A 16,565-nucleotide genomic window follows, 5' to 3' on the forward strand; every position below is an offset into this window, starting at 1 on the left:
GGGTCTTACGGCCCTGGCCGCCCTCCCGTACGACCGTACGATGGAGGTGGTTCAGTGTCGTACCAAAAGGAGGCGGACCCGTGGCCGAAGAGCTCATGCCGGAGACCCCGGAAGAGTCAGCAGAGGCGGAAGAGCAGCCGATCAAGCAGCGCAAGAACGGGCTGTACCCGGGAGTGTCCGACGAGCTCGCGCAGAGCATGAAGTCCGGATGGGCCGACACCGAACTGCACGGCCTGGAGCCGATCGCGCAGGCCACGCACACCGCGCGGCGCCGCGCCGCGCTCTCCGCCCGCTTCCCGGGCGAGCGCCTCGTCATCCCCGCGGGCCGGCTGAAGACCCGGTCGAACGACACCGAGTACGCCTTCCGCGCCTCCACCGAGTACGCGTACCTCACCGGTGACCAGACCCAGGACGGCGTCCTCGTACTGGAGCCCAAGGGCGACGCGCACGAGGCGACCGTCTATCTGCTGCCCCGCTCCAACCGCGAGAACGGCGAGTTCTGGCTCGACGGCCAGGGCGAGCTGTGGGTCGGCCGCCGGTACTCGCTCACGGAGGCCGAGCAGCGCCTCGGCATCCCGGCGAAGGACGTCCGCGAGCTGCCCGAGCAGCTGCGCGAGGCCACCGGCCCGGTGCGTCAGGTGCGCGGCCACGACACGACCGTCGAGGCGGCCCTGACCGACAAGGTCACCGCCGAGCGCGACGAGGAGCTGCGCGTCTTCCTCTCCGAGGCCCGACTGGTCAAGGACGAGTTCGAGATCGCCGAGCTGCGCAAGGCCTGCGAGTCCACCGCCCTCGGCTTCGAGGACGTCGTCAAGGTCCTCGACAAGGCCGAGGAGACCAGCGAGCGCTACATCGAAGGCACGTTCTTCCTGCGCGCCCGGGTCGACGGCAACGACATCGGCTACGGTTCGATCTGCGCGGCCGGCCCGCACGCCACCACCCTGCACTGGGTGCGCAACGACGGCCCGGTCCGCTCCGGCGAGCTGCTGCTGCTCGACGCCGGCGTGGAGACCACCGAGCTCTACACGGCGGACGTCACCCGGACGCTGCCGATCAACGGCCGCTTCAACGCGCTCCAGCGCAAGATCTACGACGCGGTGTACGAGGCCCAGGAGGCGGGCATCGCCGCGGTCAAGCCGGGCGCCGCGTTCCGCGACTTCCACGACGCCGCGCAGCGCGTCCTCGCCACGAAGCTGGTCGAGTGGGGGCTGCTCGGCGACCTCGACGTGGAGAAGGTCCTGGAGCTCGGCCTGCAGCGCCGCTGGACGCTCCACGGCACCGGCCACATGCTCGGCATGGACGTGCACGACTGCGCGGTCGCGCGCACCGAGGCGTACGTCCAGGCCACGCTGGAGCCGGGCATGTGCCTGACCGTCGAGCCCGGTCTGTACTTCCAGGCGGACGACCTGACCGTCCCGGAGGAGTACCGCGGCATCGGCGTGCGGATCGAGGACGACATCCTGGTCACGGAGGACGGCAACGTGAACCTGTCGGACTCGCTGCCGCGGCAGGCCGACGAGGTCGAGGCCTGGATGGCCGGTCTCAAGGGCTGACGCTCAGCTCACACAAGGGCCCTGCTCGGACGACTCCGACCACTCAGAGCACTCGGACCACTCAGACGACTCTGAGCAGGGCGCCCTCCCGCCACTTCAGCATCTTGTCGAAGCTCACCACCGCCCCGTGCCCCGGCTGGTTGCGGAAGTGGACATGGTCGGCGAGCTGCTCGATCAGGCAGAGTCCGCGTCCGCTCTCCTGCGAAAGCACGGGTGCCGGCGGGGCGACGGGACGGCGGTCGGGAAACCCCGGCCCGGAGTCCGCCACTTCGATCCGGCACGTCTCGCCGTCCAGATACGCCGTCACCCTGTACGCCTCCGAAGACGCGCCGGCCTCCGCGTCCCCGCCCGCGCCCCCGCCGTGCTCGACGGCATTGGCGCACGCCTCGCTCAGCGCGACGGAGAGGTCGTAGGAGATGTCGGGATCGACGCCCGCGGTCTCCATCGTGCCGAGCAGGAGACGACGGGCGAGCGGCACGCTCGCGGCCTCGCGCCGCAAATGGAGGGACCACCAAATGCTCATGCTCCAGCCTCCTGGCTGCGGCTCGACATACCGATACGTATTGCCGCAATACCGGGTTCGTAAGCGCCTGGTTGACGCGAGAGGCGGCATTAACCCTCATTCGGCCGACGCGCTCACGGCGTACGCCGGTGTATGTCCGCCACATGACCGACGCATGCCCATGGCATATCCGCGGGAGGACTGCCGCGGAGCCGCGTCAGAGCCGCGGCCGTTCGCCGCAAAGGTGATCATCCGGACCTGCCGTATGGCGGCGACAGGCTCAGTGCGATGATGTCCCGGCCATGTCTGACGCACACGCCGGAGGCGGTCTACGGCTGCTGAGGGCCGCGGTGTTCACCGCGGTCTGCGTCGTGCTGGCCGCGCTGGGCCATGTGCTGGCCGCCTGCGCGGCCGTCCCCTGGTGGACTCTCCTGGCGGGCTTCCTGATCGTCTTCGCCGTGGCGGCGCCGCTCGCCGGGCGCGAGCGCTCGATGCCGGTCATCGCCACCGCCCTCGCGGGCGGGCAGATCGCTCTGCACTCCCTCTTCGGCCTCGGCCAGCAGCGGCTTGCCGTGGCACCGAACGCCGACGAGGCACTGATCAGGACGGCCGCGAGGCTCCTGTGCGGGGCGGGCGGCGCATCGCTGACCGCCGCCGACGCCCATCGGGTCGTCACGCGCGCCGGGATCGATCCGGCGAGCATCGCGCACGGCTCGCACGCGACTCCCACGGGTGTCCCGGCGGCCGACGCCGCCGGGCTGGTGCCCGGTGTGCCCATGCTGCTCGGCCATCTGCTGGCCGCGCTCGCGACCGGCTGGCTGCTGCGGCGCGGCGAGATCGCGCTGTTCCGGCTGGCGCGGCTGTCGGCGCACGGCGCGACCGAGCTCGCCGACGTGGCGGCCGTACGTTCGCTGCGCGCCGCCCTCGTACTCGTACGGGCCCTGCTCACCGGGGTCGCCGGGCTGCTGCCGCAGACCGGTGCGCGGCCGCTGCGCACTTCCCATGACGCGCCCCCGCCGCCGACGCGCGGGGCACTCCAGCACACGGTGATCAGGCGCGGCCCGCCGGCCGCGTACGCCCTCGCAGCCTGACGCGGCCCCCTCAGTGGTGCCGTGCTGCCCGCGCGCACCCGCGCGCCTGCCGATCACCTTCCAGCCCAGCTCCAGCCCAGCTCCGGCCCCGCTTCCTGGTCAGCTCACGATCAGCTTCCTGGTCAGTCAGTTCACGATCAGATTCTGATCAGGTCCGATCAGCTCCGTGCCCGGCCCCGCTCGGCTTCCTGCTCGGCTTCCCACTCACATGGAGTGCTACTGCCATGAACAACATCGCTCGTCTCGCCGTCGCCGGCTCCGTCGCCGCCTCGTCCGTACTGCTGCTCTCCGGCTCCGCCTTCGCGCACGTCAGCGTCCAGCCGCAGGGCGAGGCCGCCAAGGGCGGTTACGCCACGGTCAACTTCAAGGTCCCCAACGAGCGCGACAACGCCTCGACCGTGAAGCTCGAGGTCACCCTCCCCGCCGAGCACCCGCTGGCCTCCGCGATGCCGCAGCCCGTACCCGGCTGGACGGCCGTGGTCACCAAGGCCAAGCTCGCCAAGCCGCTGACCGTCCATGGCAAGCAGATCACCGAGGCGCCCTCCAAGATCACGTGGACCTCGGCCGGCGGCAAGATCGGGCCGGGTCAGTTCCAGCAGTTCCCGGTCTCGCTCGGACAGCTCCCCGAGGACACCGACAAGCTCGTCTTCAAGGCCCTCCAGACGTACGACAACAAGGAGGTCGTGCGCTGGATCGAGGAGCCCAAGGAGGGCGCAGCGGAGCCGGAGAGCCCCGCGCCGGTACTCCAGCTGTCCGCCGCGACCGGTGACCACCACGGCGGCGGCGCGAAGGGCGCGGCCGACGACCACCACGCGGACGACAAGAAGAAGACCGAGGCCGCCGCGGCCACGGACGGCACCGACACCACCGCCCGCGTCCTGGGCGTCGCCGGCATCGTCGTCGGCGTGGCGGGAGTCGCCTTCGGCGTGCTGGCCGGCCGCCGCCGCTCGGCCTGACCCCCGCCCCCCACGACACGACACACCGACTGGAATATCTCTCGATGCGCAAGAAAACCCTGACGGCCGCCGCCCTCGCGGTGGTGGCCGCCCTGACCCTCTCCGCCTGCGGCACGGACGGCGGCACGGCGGAAGGCACCGGTGCCGGCGACGTCACCGACATCTCCGGCGACATGAACAAGAAGGCGGCGACGGTCCTCGACCGCCCGTTCGAGAAGCCGAACCTCGTCCTGACGGACACCACGGGCAAGCCGTACGACCTCCGCGAGCGCACCAAGGGCAAGCCGACGCTGATCTACTTCGGCTACACGCACTGCCCGGACGTCTGCCCGCTGACGCTGAGCAATATCGCCATCGCCAAGAAGCAGCTCCCCAAGGCCGACCAGGACAAGCTCCAGGTCGTCTTCGTCACCACCGACCCCGAGCGCGACACCCCCGCCGAGCTCGCCAAGTGGGTGCCGTCGGCAGGCGATCCGTCCTTCACCGGCCTGACCGGCGACTTCCCGACCATCCAGGCGGGCGCGCGACAGCTCGGCATCGGCATCGACCCGGCGAAGAAGGAGAAGGACGGTTCCGTCGTCTCCATGCACGGCGCGCAGGTGATCGCCTTCTCCCCGACGACCGACCAGGGCTACGTCCTGTACGGGGAGAAGACCACCGTCGAGGACTACGCCAAGGACCTGCCGAAGATCATCAAGGGGGAGAACCCGTGAACCGCCGCACCACCGCCCTCGCTGCCATAGCTCTCACCGCGGGACTGACGCTGGCGGGCTGCTCGTCCTCCGACGGCAAGCCCGCCGGCGAATCCTCCGGCAAGTCCTCCAGCGAGTCCTCCGGCAAGCCCGAACTGAAGGTCAGCGGGGCCTTCATGCCTCAGCCCGTGGGCGACATGGCGGGCGGATTCCTCACCGTGACCAACACCGGCGGCGAGGCGGACAAGCTCACGTCGGTCAGCAGTGGCATCGCCACCGAGGTCCAGATCCACGAGACCAAGGACCAGAAGATGCGGCAGGTGAAGTCCTTCGACATCCCCGCCAACGGTGAGCTGAAACTCGAACGCGGCGGCAGCCACATCATGTTCATGGGCCTCAAGCAGCAGCCGAAGCAGGGCGACAAGGTCACGATCGAGCTCCACTTCGAGAAGGCCGACCCGATCAAGGTCGAGCTTCCCGTGGAAGCACGGAACCACAACCCCAAGCAGCACTGACCGACCGACAGGGGACTGACACACCATGACAGCCACCGCCCCGCGCCTCGGACCAGCGACTCTGCTGCGGCTGCTGCTGATCACCGCGGCGCTGCTCGCCACCGTGCTCTCCGGCACGGCGAACGCGCACGCCGCGCTGACCGGAAGCGACCCGAAGGACGGGGCGGTGCTGGCCACCGCGCCCAAGGACGTCACGCTCACCTTCTCCGAGCAGGTCGCCATGGGGAACGACTCGATCCGGGTCCTCGACCCCAGCAGCAAACGGGTCGATACCGGTGAACTGCAGGACCTGTGCAGCGGGAGCACCGTCAAGTACGGCGTCTCGCTGCACGCGGGCCTTCCGAACGGCACCTACACCGTCGCCTGGCAGGCCGTCTCCGCCGACAGCCATCCGATCGCCGGGGCGTTCACCTTCTCCGTCGGCGCGCCCTCGAAGACCCAGGTGGTGCTGGAGCAGGAACAGCGCGAGCCGGGCGGCGGACTCGTCGGCACGCTCTACGGGATCGCGCGGTACGCCGCGTACGCGGGCTTCGTCGTGCTCGTCGGCGGCGCCGCGTTCGTCCTCGCCTGCTGGCCGCGCGGCGCGAGCGCGCGGCCGGTGCAACGGCTGGTCGTACAGGGCTGGGTGACCCTCACCGCGGCGACGCTGGCGATGCTGCTCCTGCGCAACCCCTACACGGGGTCGGGGGAGTTGGCCGACGCCTTCGACCTCGGCGGGCTCAAGGCCGTTCTGGAGACCAAGACCGGGGCGGCGCTGGTGTCGCGGCTGCTACTGCTCGGCGCGGCGGCGCTGTTCGTCGCCGTCCTCTTCGGGGCGTACGCGCGACGCGACACCACCCCGGAACCGGAGAACGGCGAGGAGAACGCCGCGGAGAAGGCCAAGGAGAAGCAGGACCTCACCTTCGGGCTGGCCGTCGGCGGCACGGTCGTCGCGGCAGGGATCGCCGCCACCTGGGCCCTCTCCGAGCACGCCTCGACCGGTATCCAGCCGGGCATCGCGATGCCCGTGGACGTGCTCCATCTGCTCGCCGTGGCCGGCTGGCTCGGCGGGCTGGTGACCGTGCTCGTCGCGCTGTACCGGACCCCTTCACTGGAGCGGACGGCGGTCCTCCGCTTCTCTCGGGTGGCCTTCGCGTCGGTCGTGGTGCTGGCGCTCACCGGGCTCTACCAGTCCTGGCGCCAGGTCGGTTCCTGGTCGGCGCTGACCGGCACCTCGTACGGGCAACTGCTGCTGCTCAAGATCGGCCTGGTCGCCGTCCTGGTCGGCATCGCGTGGATCTCGCGGCGCTGGACGGCGCGGCTGTCGGAAGGTACGACTCCGGAGGCGGAGGCCTCGGCGGTCGACCTCGCGGTCGAAGACGAAACCGAGACCGAAGCCGGGCCCGCCCCCGAGTCCGGGCTCGAGGCCGAAACCGAGCCGAACCGCGAGCCCAGGACTGAGCCCGAGACCGGGCCCGAGGCCGCGCCCGGAGCCGACCCCGAGACCGATCCCGCCTCCGGCCCCACCCATGCCGACGACCCCGAGCGTGCCGCGCAGCTCGCCCGCCAGAAGGCGGCGCTGGCGACCGCGCGCCGCAAGCGGATCAGGGACGCCGACCCCGAGCGGACCGGACTGCGCCGCTCCGTACTGGCGGAGGCGGGCGTCGCCGTCGTCCTGCTCGCCGTGACGACCGTACTGACGTCGACCGAGCCGGGCCGCACGGAAGTGGAGGCCGCGAAGGCGGGCGGCGGCGCCCAGTCGTCCACCGCCGTACCCGACCGGCCCATCGACTTCACCCTCCCCTTCGACACCGGCGGCGCCCAGGACGGCAAGGGCACGGTCCGCGTCAGCATCGACCCGGGCCGCTCCGGCGCCAACACCCTGCACGTGTGGGTGAACCGGCCGAACGGACGGCCGCTCGACATCCCCGAGGTGAAGGTCGCCTTCACCCTCAAGGCCGAGCAGATCGGACCGCTGCCGGTCGTTCCCGACCGCATCGCGACCGGGCACTGGAGCGCGCGCAACCTCCAGATCCCGCTGCCGGGCGAGTGGCAGATCCAGATCACCGTACGGACGTCCGACATCGACCAGACGACCATCGACAAGAACGTGAAGATCGGCTGACGAGTGAGCAGTGGAATGAGCGACATCGAGATCTCCCGGCGGCGGCTGCTCGGCACGGTCGGCGCCGCCGGCGCGACCGGCCTGGCACTCGGCGCGGTGGGCGGGGCCGCGACGTACGCCGCTGCCGCCGACGCCCCGGCGACCGCGCTGACCACGGTCGGGTCCACCGCCGAGCCCTTCCGCGGCGACCACCAGGCGGGCATCACCACGCCCTTGCAGTCCCGCGGCCATCTGATCGCCTTCGACCTGGCTCCGGGCGCGGGCCGCAAGGAAGCGGCCGCGCTGCTGCGCCGCTGGTCGGCGGTGGCCGAGCGGCTGATGGCCGGAGAGCCCGCCGGTGACGGCGACGCGGGCGTCGCGCTGGACGCCGGCCCCTCCTCCCTGACCCTCACCTTCGGCTTCGGCCGCACGTTCTTCGACCGTACGGGCCTGACCGCACAGCGCCCCACGGCCCTGGACCCGCTGCCCGCGTTCTCCTCCGACCAGCTCGACGCACGCCGCTCCGAGGGCGACCTGTGGGTGCAGATCGGCGCGAACGACGCGCTCGTCGCCTTCCACGCGCTGCGTACCGTGCAGAAGGCGGCGGGCGATGCGGCCCAGGTGCGCTGGCAGATGAACGGATTCAACCGTTCGCCCGGCGCGACCGCCCAGCCGATGACCGCGCGCAATCTGATGGGGCAGGTCGACGGCACCGGAAACCCGAAACCGTCCGAGCCCGACTTCGACCGGCGGATCTTCGTCCCGGCGGGTGGCCAACACGCGTGGATGGCGGGCGGCTCCTACGCCGTCGTACGCCGGATCCGCATGCTGCTCGACGACTGGGAACAGCTTTCCCTGAAGAAGCAGGAGCAGGTCATCGGGCGCCGCAAATCGGACGGCGCCCCGCTGACAGGCGGCACCGAAACGACCGAGCTCGATCTGAACAAGACCGGAGCCGACGGAAAACTGGTCATTCCTGATAACGCCCATGCCCGGATTTCCGCTCCGGAACAGAACGGCGGAGCGGCGATGCTGCGGCGCCCGTACTCCTTCCACGACGGAATGGCCGCAGACGGTACGCCCGACGCCGGGCTGCTTTTCATCTGCTGGCAGGCGGACCCGCTGAAGGGGTTCGTGCCCGTGCAGCGCAAGCTCGACCGGGGCGACGCGCTGTCCCCGTTCATCCGCCACGAGGCGAGCGGCCTCTTCGCGGCACCGGGCGGCCCGAAGGACGGCGAGTACGTGGGCCAGCGGCTGCTGGAGTCGTAGCAGCGGCGCGATCGTGAACCGAGCCGCCGCGAACGTGAGCGGGCCACGGACTCCTGGGCGGACCACGGACTCCCGTGAGGCGCGGTCGCACTAGGGTGGCTGATATGTCGGCGACTCGTTTCACCTATCTCGGCCCCGAGGGCACGTTCACCGAGGCGGCGCTGCGCACGCTGCCCGAGGCCGCGACCCGGGAGCTCGTCCCGATGGTGTCCGTCCCGGCCGCGCTCGACGCCGTACGCAACGGGGAGGCCGCGGCCGCCCTCGTGCCGATCGAGAACTCGGTGGAGGGCGGGGTCACCGCGACCGTCGACGAGCTGGCCTCCGGCGAGCCGCTGATGATCTACCGCGAGGTGCTGCTGCCGATCACCTTCGCGCTGCTGGTGCGGCCGGGCACGAAGCTCTCCGACGTGAAGACGGTGACCGGCCACCCGGTCGCGCAGCCGCAGGTACGCAACTGGCTGCGCGCCCATCTGCCGGACGCGCTGTGGGAGTCGGCGGCGTCGAACGCGGACGGCGCGCGGCTGGTGCAGGAGGGCCGGTTCGACGCGGCTTTCGCGGGCGAGTTCGCGGCGGCGACGTACGGGCTGCAACCGCTGGTCACCGAGATCCATGACGCGCAGAACGCCGAGACCCGTTTCGTGCTGGTGGGCCGGCCGGCCCGGCCGGCGGCGCCGACCGGCGCGGACAAGACCTCGGTGGTCATCTGGCAGCGCGACGACCACCCGGGCGCGCTGCTGGAGCTGCTCCAGGAGTTCGCCGTGCGCGGCGTCAACCTGATGCTGCTCCAGTCGCGGCCGACGGGCGCGGGAATCGGGAACTACTGCTTCGCGATCGACGCCGAGGGCCATGTCTCCGACCGGCGGGTCGGCGAGGCGCTGATGGGGCTGAAGCGGATCTGCCCGAAGGTGCGGTTCCTGGGCTCGTATCCGCAGGCGGGCGTGGCTGCCCCGGCGACCGCGCCGGGGCGGGCGGGCGGGCGCACACTGCGGCCCGGGACGTCGGACGCCGATTTCGTGGACGCGGCGGAATGGCTGGCGCGCTGCCAGGACGGCCGCGCTTAACCCGGGGTTCGCTTTCACCGGCCCTGGCCCGTACGGGGCGGTCCGGGACGGTCCTACCTGCGTACTTTACGCGCGCCCGGAAGTCGTCCACAAAGTTATCCACAGGGCCGCTTCTCGACCTGGGGACAAGTCGACATGTCAGGCCGACATCATCGACAAAGCGCTCCAGTCGCCTCACATGCGTCCACAGGGAGCCTCGTCGCCCGCGTCAGATCAATGCCTTTGATCAACTCTTTGGAGCGAGAAATTCCCACCCGGACGAGTGCATGCGGTGGGTTTGGGCGGAGAATCGTCCGGTCACCGCACGGCCTTCGTCATGATCTCCTCCGCAGTCCACAGATCTTGCTCACACCCTGTGGATAACTTTGGGGCGAAGCTCTCCCCTGTGGACAACGGAATGCGAGCGGCCATCAAGTGGCGCCTCCCGCAAGGAAACTGGGTCAAGCGAGAAGTGACCCCTTGCCCCATTTCGGCGATGACGATCCCCGCCATTGACGCGTGCCCGCCCGAATTCACCGGCCATTTCCTCAATCGCTTCTAATTCCGGCAATTCCGGCAAACTGACACGCAAGCAATATCAACTGGGGTGGCGGGAGTCCGCACCGGTAGCCTGGTGGGGTGATTGACCTTCGCCTGCTCCGTGAGGACCCCGACCGTGTTCGCGCCTCCCAGCGCGCCCGTGGAGAGGACGTCGCGCTCGTCGACGCCCTGCTCTCCGCCGATGAGCGGCGCAGGTCGTCCGGCGTCCGCTTCGACGAACTCCGCTCCGAGCAGAAGTCGCTCGGCAAGCTCATCCCCAAGGCGTCCCCGGACGAGCGCACCGAGCTGCTGAAGAAGGCCGAGCAGCTGAAGAGCGACGTCAAGGCCGCCGAGGCCGAGCAGAACGACGCCGACGAGGAGACCAAGCGCCTGCTGCTCCAGCTGGGCAACCTGGTCCACCCCGACGTTCCGGTGGGCGGCGAGGAGGACTTCGTCGTCCTGGAGACGCACGGCACGATCCGTGACTTCGGAGCCGAGGGCTTCGAGCCGAAGGACCACCTGGAGCTGGGCGAGGCGCTGGGCGCCATCGACGTCGAGCGCGGCGCCAAGGTGTCCGGCTCGCGCTTCTACTACCTGACGGGCGTCGGCGCACTGCTCGAGCTCGCCCTCGTCAACGCGGCGATCGCGCAGGCGACCGAGGCCGGCTTCACGCCGATGCTGACCCCGGCGCTGGTCCGTCCGCGCGCCATGGAGGGCACGGGCTTCCTCGGCCAGGCCGCGGAGAACGTGTACCAGCTGGAGAAGGACGAGCTCTACCTCGTCGGCACCTCCGAGGTGCCGCTCGCGGCGTACCACATGGACGAGATCCTGGACGCGGCACAGCTCCCGCTGCGGTACGCGGGCTTCTCGCCGTGCTTCCGCCGCGAGGCCGGGACGTACGGCAAGGACACGCGCGGCATCTTCCGCGTCCACCAGTTCGACAAGGTCGAGATGTTCTCGTACGTCGACCCGGACGACGCCGAGAACGAGCACAGGCGGCTCCTGGAGTGGGAGAAGCAGTGGCTGACCTCCCTGGAGCTGCCGTTCCAGGTGATCGATGTCGCCTCCGGCGACCTGGGCGCGTCGGCCTCGCGTAAGTTCGACTGCGAGGCGTGGATCCCGACCCAGGGCAAGTACCGCGAGCTGACGTCGGCGTCCAACTGCGACGGCTTCCAGGCCCGCCGGCTGTCGGTGCGTGTGCGTGACGGCAAGAAGGTCAAGCCGCTCGCGACGCTGAACGGCACCCTGTGCGCCGTACCGCGCACGATCGTGGCGATCCTGGAGAACCACCAGCTGGCCGACGGTTCGGTGCGGGTGCCCGAGGTGCTCCGTCCGTACCTGGGCGGCCGCGAGGTGCTGGAGCCGGTCTCCAAGTGAGCTTTCCGTACCGCTTGATCGCTACGGACCTCGACGGGACGCTGCTGCGTTCCGACGAGACCGTCTCGGAGCGCACGCGCGCCGCGCTCGCCGCCGCCACGGCGGCGGGCGCGGCGCACATCATCGTCACGGGCCGTGCCGTCCCGTGGACCCGGCACATCCTGGACGACCTGGGCTACGAGGGTCTCGCGGTGTGCGGCCAGGGCGCGCAGGTCTATCACGCGGGCGAGCACAGGCTGCTGACCTCGGTGACCCTGGACCGGCAGCTGGCGGGGCTCGCGCTCTCCAAGCTGGAGGCGGAGGTCGGTCCGCTCGCCCTGGCCGCGAGCCGGGACGGCCTCGAAGGCGAGGTCATCGTCGGCCCCGGCTATCAGGTCCAGGAGGGCCCGCTCCCGATCGTCTCCTTCGACGACCCGACCGAGCTGTTGTCCGCTCCGCTCAACAAGGTCTACATCCAGCACCCGGACCTCGACGACGACGCTCTGACGGGTATCGCCCGCGCGACGGTCGGCGGCCTGGTGGATGTGGTGCTGGCCGGCCCCGGGGTCGTCGAGATCCTCCCGCTCGGCCTGAGCAAGGCGACCGGCCTGTCCCTGGCGGCACGCCGCCTCGGTGTGAAGGCCGCCCAGACGATCGCCTTCGGCGACATGCCGAACGACATCCCCATGTTGGCCTGGTCCGCCCACGGCGTGGCCATGGCCAACGCCCACGACGCCCTCAAGGCCGTGTCCCACGAGATCACGGCCTCGAACGAGGACGACGGCATCGCGGTGGTGCTGGAGCAGCTGCTGCCCTAGGCAGCGGTCACCGGTCCCCCGGTCATGCGGTCACCCGGGGGCTCCCCGGGTGACCGGGTCCCGGATGCCGGGAACCTGTTTCTGCGGCCCGTCCAAGGGCCTCGCGGAGGATGCGCGGATCGAACGCGCGCGGGGGGTTACCCCGACCACGGCTTAGCAAGCCGGTGCCTTACCACTCGGCCAATCCTCCGGGAGGGCGACCCGCGCGAATCGCGCGCTCGAAGCGGCCGCCCTGGCGGCTGTGCGCGGCCTGTTCCACGGAGTGCGATGAACTACTCCGGAACCGGCCGTACGCCGCCCTGCTGGGAGCTCGACGGACTACTCGTACTCTCGGTCATCGCCGTGCCCCTCCCCGGTCTCGTAGTGCTTCGGCATCAACCACTCTGCCTTGCCGACCGGTTGAGGGCCACCGATTTTCCGGCCGCCCCAGCCTGGGAGCGCCCCGGCGCCCTCCCCCGCTACTCCTCGCCGGCCAGTGTGAGCCGGCGCAGCTTCTGCCCCGCGTACGCCGTCGCCAGCAGCGTCACGCCCACCAGCAGCGCCACCGCGACCGGCAGACCCACGTCCGAGGCGATCATCCCCTCCGCGCCGATCTTCTCGGCGAGCGCCAGCGACCACTGCTGCACGCTCAGGGTGCGCGCGCCTGATACAAGGCTGCCGAAGAGCGTCTCCCACACCAGCGCGTAGACCAGCCCGATCACCACCGCATGGCGGCTGACCGTGCCGAGCAGCAGGAACAGCGCGCTGTAGGCGATCGAGGCGACCAGTGCCGCGACCATGTACGCCACCGCGATCTGCTGGCCGTTGCCGTTGAGGATCAGGCCCGCCAGCAGCGTGGGGATCGCGGAGAAGGCCATGGTGACGGCGATCGCCACGATCAGTTTGGTGACGATGATCGTCGGGCGCTTCACCGGCTTGGCGAGCAGATAGACGATCGAGCCGTCGTCGATCTCGGGGCCGATCGCTCCGGTGCCGGCGATCACACCGATCAGCGGCACCATCGTGGCGAGGGCGAATCCGCCCAGGACGTCGGCGGCGACCTGGTCGTCGACTCCGTTGAAGGCCCGCACCGCCGCCGCGATGAGCAGCAGCAGTCCCGGGAGAAGGAAGAGGACCGCGGCCCGGCGCCTGCCGAGGAGGGCCCGGTAGGTGAGCCGGGCGACTGTCGGGTTGTACATGTCGAAGGCTCCTTTCAGGCCTAGGCCGCTACGAGGTACGAGAAGACCGACTCGAGGGACTCGTCCGAGGGCGAGACCGTCAGCAGCCGGATGGAGTGCGCACGGGCGACCTTCGGCAGCAGTTCGGTGAACCGCCCGAAGTCGACCGCCTGGATCCGCAACGCCCCTTCGTTCAGATCCACTTCGATGCCCGCCGTCGACGGGTCGGCGATGAGCGCGGCGGCGAGCGCCCGGTCGTCGCTGGAACGCACCAGGTAGCGGTGCGGCCGGTCCGTCATCAGCCGGCGGATCTTGCGGAAGTCGCCGCTCGCCGCGTGCCGTCCCGCCACGATCACCTCGATGTGCGAGGCGAGTTGCTCGACCTCCTCCAGGATGTGGGACGAGAACAGGACCGTGCGGCCCTCGGCACCCATCCGCCGCAGCAGCTCCATCAGCTGCATGCGCTGGCGCGGGTCCATGCCGTTGAAGGGCTCGTCGAGGAGCAGCACGCTCGGCTCGTGGACGAGCGCGGACGCCATCTTGACGCGCTGGCGCATTCCCTTGCTGTACGTCGCGATCTTGCGATCCTGCGCGTACTCCATCTCCACCGTGGCCAGCGCGCGCTGGGCTTCTTTTCCGCCCAGGCCGTGCAGTTCGGCGTTGGCGACGACGAATTCCCGCCCCGTCAGGAAGTCGTACATCGCCTCGCGCTCGGGCACGACGCCGATCTGCCGGTACACGGATTCGTTGCGCCAGATCGGGTGCCCGTCGAGAGTGACACTGCCCGTGGAGGGGGCGAGAAAACCACCCATCATGTTGATGAGCGTGGACTTTCCGGCTCCGTTCGGGCCGAGGAGTCCGGTGACGCCCGGACCGATGGTCATGGTCACGTCGTTGACTGCGACCACATTGCCGAACCAGCGAGAGGTGTGGTCGATGTCGATGGTTGTCACAGCCCGACCTTTCGGTAGCGGCGCATGAGCGCGGCGTACGAGCCGGCGATCAGCGAGAGGACGACCAGCAGATAGACCGCGCCGGTGCCGTAGCCGGGGCCGTTCCCGCTGGGGAAGGAGGTGCTCGCGCCGAGGAAGGCGGTCTGGACGCCGTCGATGAGCGTGACGGGTGAGAAGAGGCCGATCCACTCGACCGCTCCGGTGGATCCGGTCACGTCCGCGATGGCCTGCGTCGTCAACACGGCGCCGTAGCTGATGGTGAAGGTGGCGATGACGGCGGCGACTCCGAAGCCGCGGCGCGGGGTGAGCGCCGCCAGGACGAGGCCGAGTCCGCCGAAGAGGAGGGAGAGAAGGGCGACGGACGCCAGCCCCTGGGCGAATCCCTTGGTCTGGTCGACGAAGTCCATCTTGGCCAGCAGCGAGCCGACGTAGAGGATCAGCAGCGGGACGCCAGTGAGGACGAAGAGGGCCGAGGCCATCGCGCCGTACTTGGCGAGAACGTAGTCGGCCCGCTCGATGGGGCGCGAGAAATACAGCGGAACGGTCTTGAAGCGCAGGTCCCGCGAGACGGACTGGGGCGCCTGGGCCGCCAGGAAGAGGCCGATGACCGCCTGGGTGAAGATCGCGTAGCGCGTGTAGTCGAGCGGCAGTTCCTTCGCCTTCATCGCCACCGCGACGGCGACGACGATCGCCGCGGGCACGCACATGACCGCGAAGAGGATCATCGGCAGCACCTTGGACTTGGCGGACCTGCCGAGTCCGTAGGCGCCGCGCAGCGACTGCGAGTAGAGCGAGCGGCGGGCGTAGGCCCGGCCGAGGCGCGGGCCGTCGTAGTTGCGGTATCCGATGTTGTGGATACGGGTCGTCTCGGTGCTCATCGCGCCGGCACCTCCATGGGCTTTGCCGTTGCCTCCGGGCGGAAGACCTCCGCGATGTGGTGACGGCGCTGTTCCATCCGTACGAGTCCGAGGCCGAGCTCGGCGACGGTGTCGCGCACGGTGTCGTACGTGTCCTCGCCGGTCGCTTCCAGCAGCAGGATGCGGCCGGCTCCCGGCAGCCCCTCCTCGACGCCCTCGTAGAGCGTGATGCCTGCGGCGGTCAGGGCCTCGCGGAGCGCGGCCGTCCCGTCGGGGTGGGCGTCGGTGTCGGTGACCTCGACGGCGACGGTGGTGGTGGTCTGGGTGAAGTCGCTGGTGGAGCTGGAGCGCAGCAGTGTGCCGCCGTCGACGACCACCACGTGGTCGCAGGTGCGCTCCAGCTCGCCGAGCAGGTGTGAGGTGACCAGGACCGAGATGCCGAAGTCGGTGTGGACGCGTCGGATGAGACCGAGCATCTCGTCGCGGCCGACCGGGTCGAGGCCGTTGGTCGGCTCGTCGAGGAGGACCAGCTTCGGGTCGTGGACCAGTGCCTGCGCGAGTTTCACGCGCTGCTTCATGCCGGTCGAGTAGCCGCCGATGGGGCGGTAGCGCTCCTCGTAGAGACCGACGTGGCGCAAGGTGTCGGCGGTGCGCTCGCGTGCGGCGGTCGGCGGGAGTCCGGACATGCGCGCCATGTGGACGACGAACTCGGTCGCCGAGACATCGGGCGGCAGGCAGTCGTGCTCGGGCATGTAGCCGACGCGCTCGCGGATGGCGGCACCGGAGGTGGCGACGTCGAGTCCGAGCACCTCGGCCCGGCCTTCCGTGGCGGGGGACAGACCCAGCAGGATCTTGATCAGTGTGGACTTGCCGGCCCCGTTGGCACCCACGAGTCCGGTCACGCCGGGCCCGATGTCCAGGGAGAGCCGGTCAAGCGCGGTCACCCGGGGGAACCGCTTGCTGAGGCTTTCGGTCAGGATCACAGTCACGCTTCGACGGTAGTGGCGCGCACCACACGTGACGTCAGCCCTGGCGGCTGGTTCCGCATCCGACTCGAGGCGTACGGGACCCGTAGGGGCAACGCCGAAGGAGGAGGTCGGCAGAGTTGTCCACAGGCCGGTGCACGGCCCTTGACGCAGCCGCCGGTCATTGTCACATTGATCAGTGTCAAGTTACGACCACG

The 16,565-nt window shown here is 70.2% G+C and carries 15 protein-coding genes and 1 tRNA gene; 10 read left to right on the plus strand and 6 right to left on the minus strand.

Translation table 11 applies throughout. The annotated features are described in order from the left end of the window. Positions 1 to 80: 80 nt before the first annotated feature. On the plus strand, positions 81 to 1,553 hold the full coding sequence (locus tag ABT342_RS06100; protein WP_351567674.1) for an aminopeptidase P family protein: 1,473 nt from the start codon (positions 81 to 83) through the stop codon (positions 1,551 to 1,553). Between the two features lie 61 nt (positions 1,554 to 1,614). Here the strand turns inward: ABT342_RS06100 and ABT342_RS06105 are convergent, their stop codons facing one another. Then, the gene (locus ABT342_RS06105) at positions 1,615 to 2,076 is read right to left on the minus strand and encodes an ATP-binding protein (protein ID WP_351567675.1); all 462 of its coding nucleotides are present in this window, start codon (positions 2,074 to 2,076) and stop codon (positions 1,615 to 1,617) included. Positions 2,077 to 2,357: 281 nt separating this feature from the next. On the opposite strand from ABT342_RS06105, the gene ABT342_RS06110 reads away from it, so the two are divergent. The 9 genes from ABT342_RS06110 (at position 2,358) to ABT342_RS06150 (ending at position 12,415) form a co-directional block, all read left to right on the plus strand. After that, entirely contained in the window at positions 2,358 to 3,146 is a 789-nt protein-coding gene (locus ABT342_RS06110) for a hypothetical protein (RefSeq protein WP_351567677.1), read from the plus strand. 224 nt (positions 3,147 to 3,370) lie between these two features. Next, on the plus strand, positions 3,371 to 4,102 hold the full coding sequence (locus ABT342_RS06115; protein WP_351567681.1) for a YcnI family copper-binding membrane protein: 732 nt from the start codon (positions 3,371 to 3,373) through the stop codon (positions 4,100 to 4,102). Between the two features lie 44 nt (positions 4,103 to 4,146). Further along, on the plus strand, positions 4,147 to 4,815 hold the full coding sequence (locus tag ABT342_RS06120; RefSeq protein ID WP_351567684.1) for an SCO family protein: 669 nt from the start codon (positions 4,147 to 4,149) through the stop codon (positions 4,813 to 4,815). Next, positions 4,812 to 5,309 carry a copper chaperone PCu(A)C gene (locus ABT342_RS06125; protein WP_351567686.1) on the plus strand — a complete coding sequence of 166 codons (498 nt, stop codon included), beginning with the start codon at positions 4,812 to 4,814 and terminating at the stop codon, positions 5,307 to 5,309. Before ABT342_RS06120 ends, ABT342_RS06125 begins: the two co-directional genes overlap by 4 nt. A 25-nt stretch (positions 5,310 to 5,334) precedes the next feature. Further along, complete coding sequence (locus ABT342_RS06130; RefSeq protein ID WP_351567688.1) at positions 5,335 to 7,413, plus strand: copper resistance protein CopC; 2,079 nt, start codon at positions 5,335 to 5,337, stop codon at positions 7,411 to 7,413. A 15-nt stretch (positions 7,414 to 7,428) separates the two neighbouring features. Further along, on the plus strand, positions 7,429 to 8,661 hold the full coding sequence (gene efeB, locus ABT342_RS06135; RefSeq protein ID WP_351567691.1) for an iron uptake transporter deferrochelatase/peroxidase subunit: 1,233 nt from the start codon (positions 7,429 to 7,431) through the stop codon (positions 8,659 to 8,661). Positions 8,662 to 8,765: 104 nt separating this feature from the next. Beyond that, a complete protein-coding gene (pheA, locus tag ABT342_RS06140) occupies positions 8,766 to 9,722 on the plus strand; it encodes a prephenate dehydratase (RefSeq protein ID WP_351567694.1) in 957 nt (318 codons plus the stop codon). Between the two features lie 618 nt (positions 9,723 to 10,340). After that, the gene (gene serS / locus ABT342_RS06145; RefSeq protein ID WP_351567695.1) at positions 10,341 to 11,618 is read left to right on the plus strand and encodes a serine--tRNA ligase; all 1,278 of its coding nucleotides are present in this window, start codon (positions 10,341 to 10,343) and stop codon (positions 11,616 to 11,618) included. Continuing rightward, positions 11,615 to 12,415 carry an HAD family hydrolase gene (locus ABT342_RS06150; protein WP_351567697.1) on the plus strand — a complete coding sequence of 267 codons (801 nt, stop codon included), beginning with the start codon at positions 11,615 to 11,617 and terminating at the stop codon, positions 12,413 to 12,415. The genes serS and ABT342_RS06150 overlap by 4 nt, the downstream gene beginning before the upstream one ends. Positions 12,416 to 12,519: 104 nt before the next feature. Here ABT342_RS06150 and ABT342_RS06155 read toward each other — a convergent pair. The 5 genes from ABT342_RS06155 to ABT342_RS06175 all read right to left on the minus strand — a co-directional run bounded on the left by ABT342_RS06155 (position 12,520) and on the right by ABT342_RS06175 (position 16,365). Then, positions 12,520 to 12,605: transfer RNA gene (locus tag ABT342_RS06155), tRNA-Ser, on the minus strand. Between the two features lie 268 nt (positions 12,606 to 12,873). After that, on the minus strand, positions 12,874 to 13,593 hold the full coding sequence (locus ABT342_RS06160) for an ABC transporter permease subunit (RefSeq protein ID WP_351567700.1): 720 nt from the start codon (positions 13,591 to 13,593) through the stop codon (positions 12,874 to 12,876). A gap of 20 nt (positions 13,594 to 13,613) precedes the next feature. After that, entirely contained in the window at positions 13,614 to 14,525 is a 912-nt protein-coding gene (locus ABT342_RS06165; RefSeq protein ID WP_351567703.1) for an ABC transporter ATP-binding protein, read from the minus strand. Further along, complete coding sequence (locus ABT342_RS06170; RefSeq protein WP_351567706.1) at positions 14,522 to 15,403, minus strand: ABC transporter permease; 882 nt, start codon at positions 15,401 to 15,403, stop codon at positions 14,522 to 14,524. The genes ABT342_RS06165 and ABT342_RS06170 overlap by 4 nt, the downstream gene beginning before the upstream one ends. Further along, positions 15,400 to 16,365 carry an ABC transporter ATP-binding protein gene (locus ABT342_RS06175; RefSeq protein WP_351568136.1) on the minus strand — a complete coding sequence of 322 codons (966 nt, stop codon included), beginning with the start codon at positions 16,363 to 16,365 and terminating at the stop codon, positions 15,400 to 15,402. Before ABT342_RS06175 ends, ABT342_RS06170 begins: the two co-directional genes overlap by 4 nt. Positions 16,366 to 16,565 lie beyond the last annotated feature (200 nt).

Source organism: Streptomyces sp. NPDC000410 (assembly GCF_040300305.1).
In the GTDB taxonomy this organism is placed as follows: Bacteria; Actinomycetota; Actinomycetes; order Streptomycetales; family Streptomycetaceae; genus Streptomyces.

Excerpts from the sequence above, each read along its gene's own strand:
- ABT342_RS06130 (WP_351567688.1), top strand. The coding sequence starts at position 5,335 with ATGACAGCCACCGCCCCGCGCCTCGGACCAGCGACTCTGCTGCGGCTG.
- ABT342_RS06120 (WP_351567684.1), top strand. The coding sequence starts at position 4,147 with ATGCGCAAGAAAACCCTGACGGCCGCCGCCCTCGCGGTGGTGGCCGCC.
- pheA (WP_351567694.1), top strand. The coding sequence starts at position 8,766 with ATGTCGGCGACTCGTTTCACCTATCTCGGCCCCGAGGGCACGTTCACC.
- ABT342_RS06160 (WP_351567700.1), bottom strand. The coding sequence starts at position 13,593 with ATGTACAACCCGACAGTCGCCCGGCTCACCTACCGGGCCCTCCTCGGC.
- ABT342_RS06115 (WP_351567681.1), top strand. The coding sequence starts at position 3,371 with ATGAACAACATCGCTCGTCTCGCCGTCGCCGGCTCCGTCGCCGCCTCG.
- ABT342_RS06170 (WP_351567706.1), bottom strand. The coding sequence starts at position 15,403 with ATGAGCACCGAGACGACCCGTATCCACAACATCGGATACCGCAACTAC.
- efeB (WP_351567691.1), top strand. The coding sequence starts at position 7,429 with ATGAGCGACATCGAGATCTCCCGGCGGCGGCTGCTCGGCACGGTCGGC.
- ABT342_RS06105 (WP_351567675.1), bottom strand. The coding sequence starts at position 2,076 with ATGAGCATTTGGTGGTCCCTCCATTTGCGGCGCGAGGCCGCGAGCGTG.
- ABT342_RS06110 (WP_351567677.1), top strand. The coding sequence starts at position 2,358 with ATGTCTGACGCACACGCCGGAGGCGGTCTACGGCTGCTGAGGGCCGCG.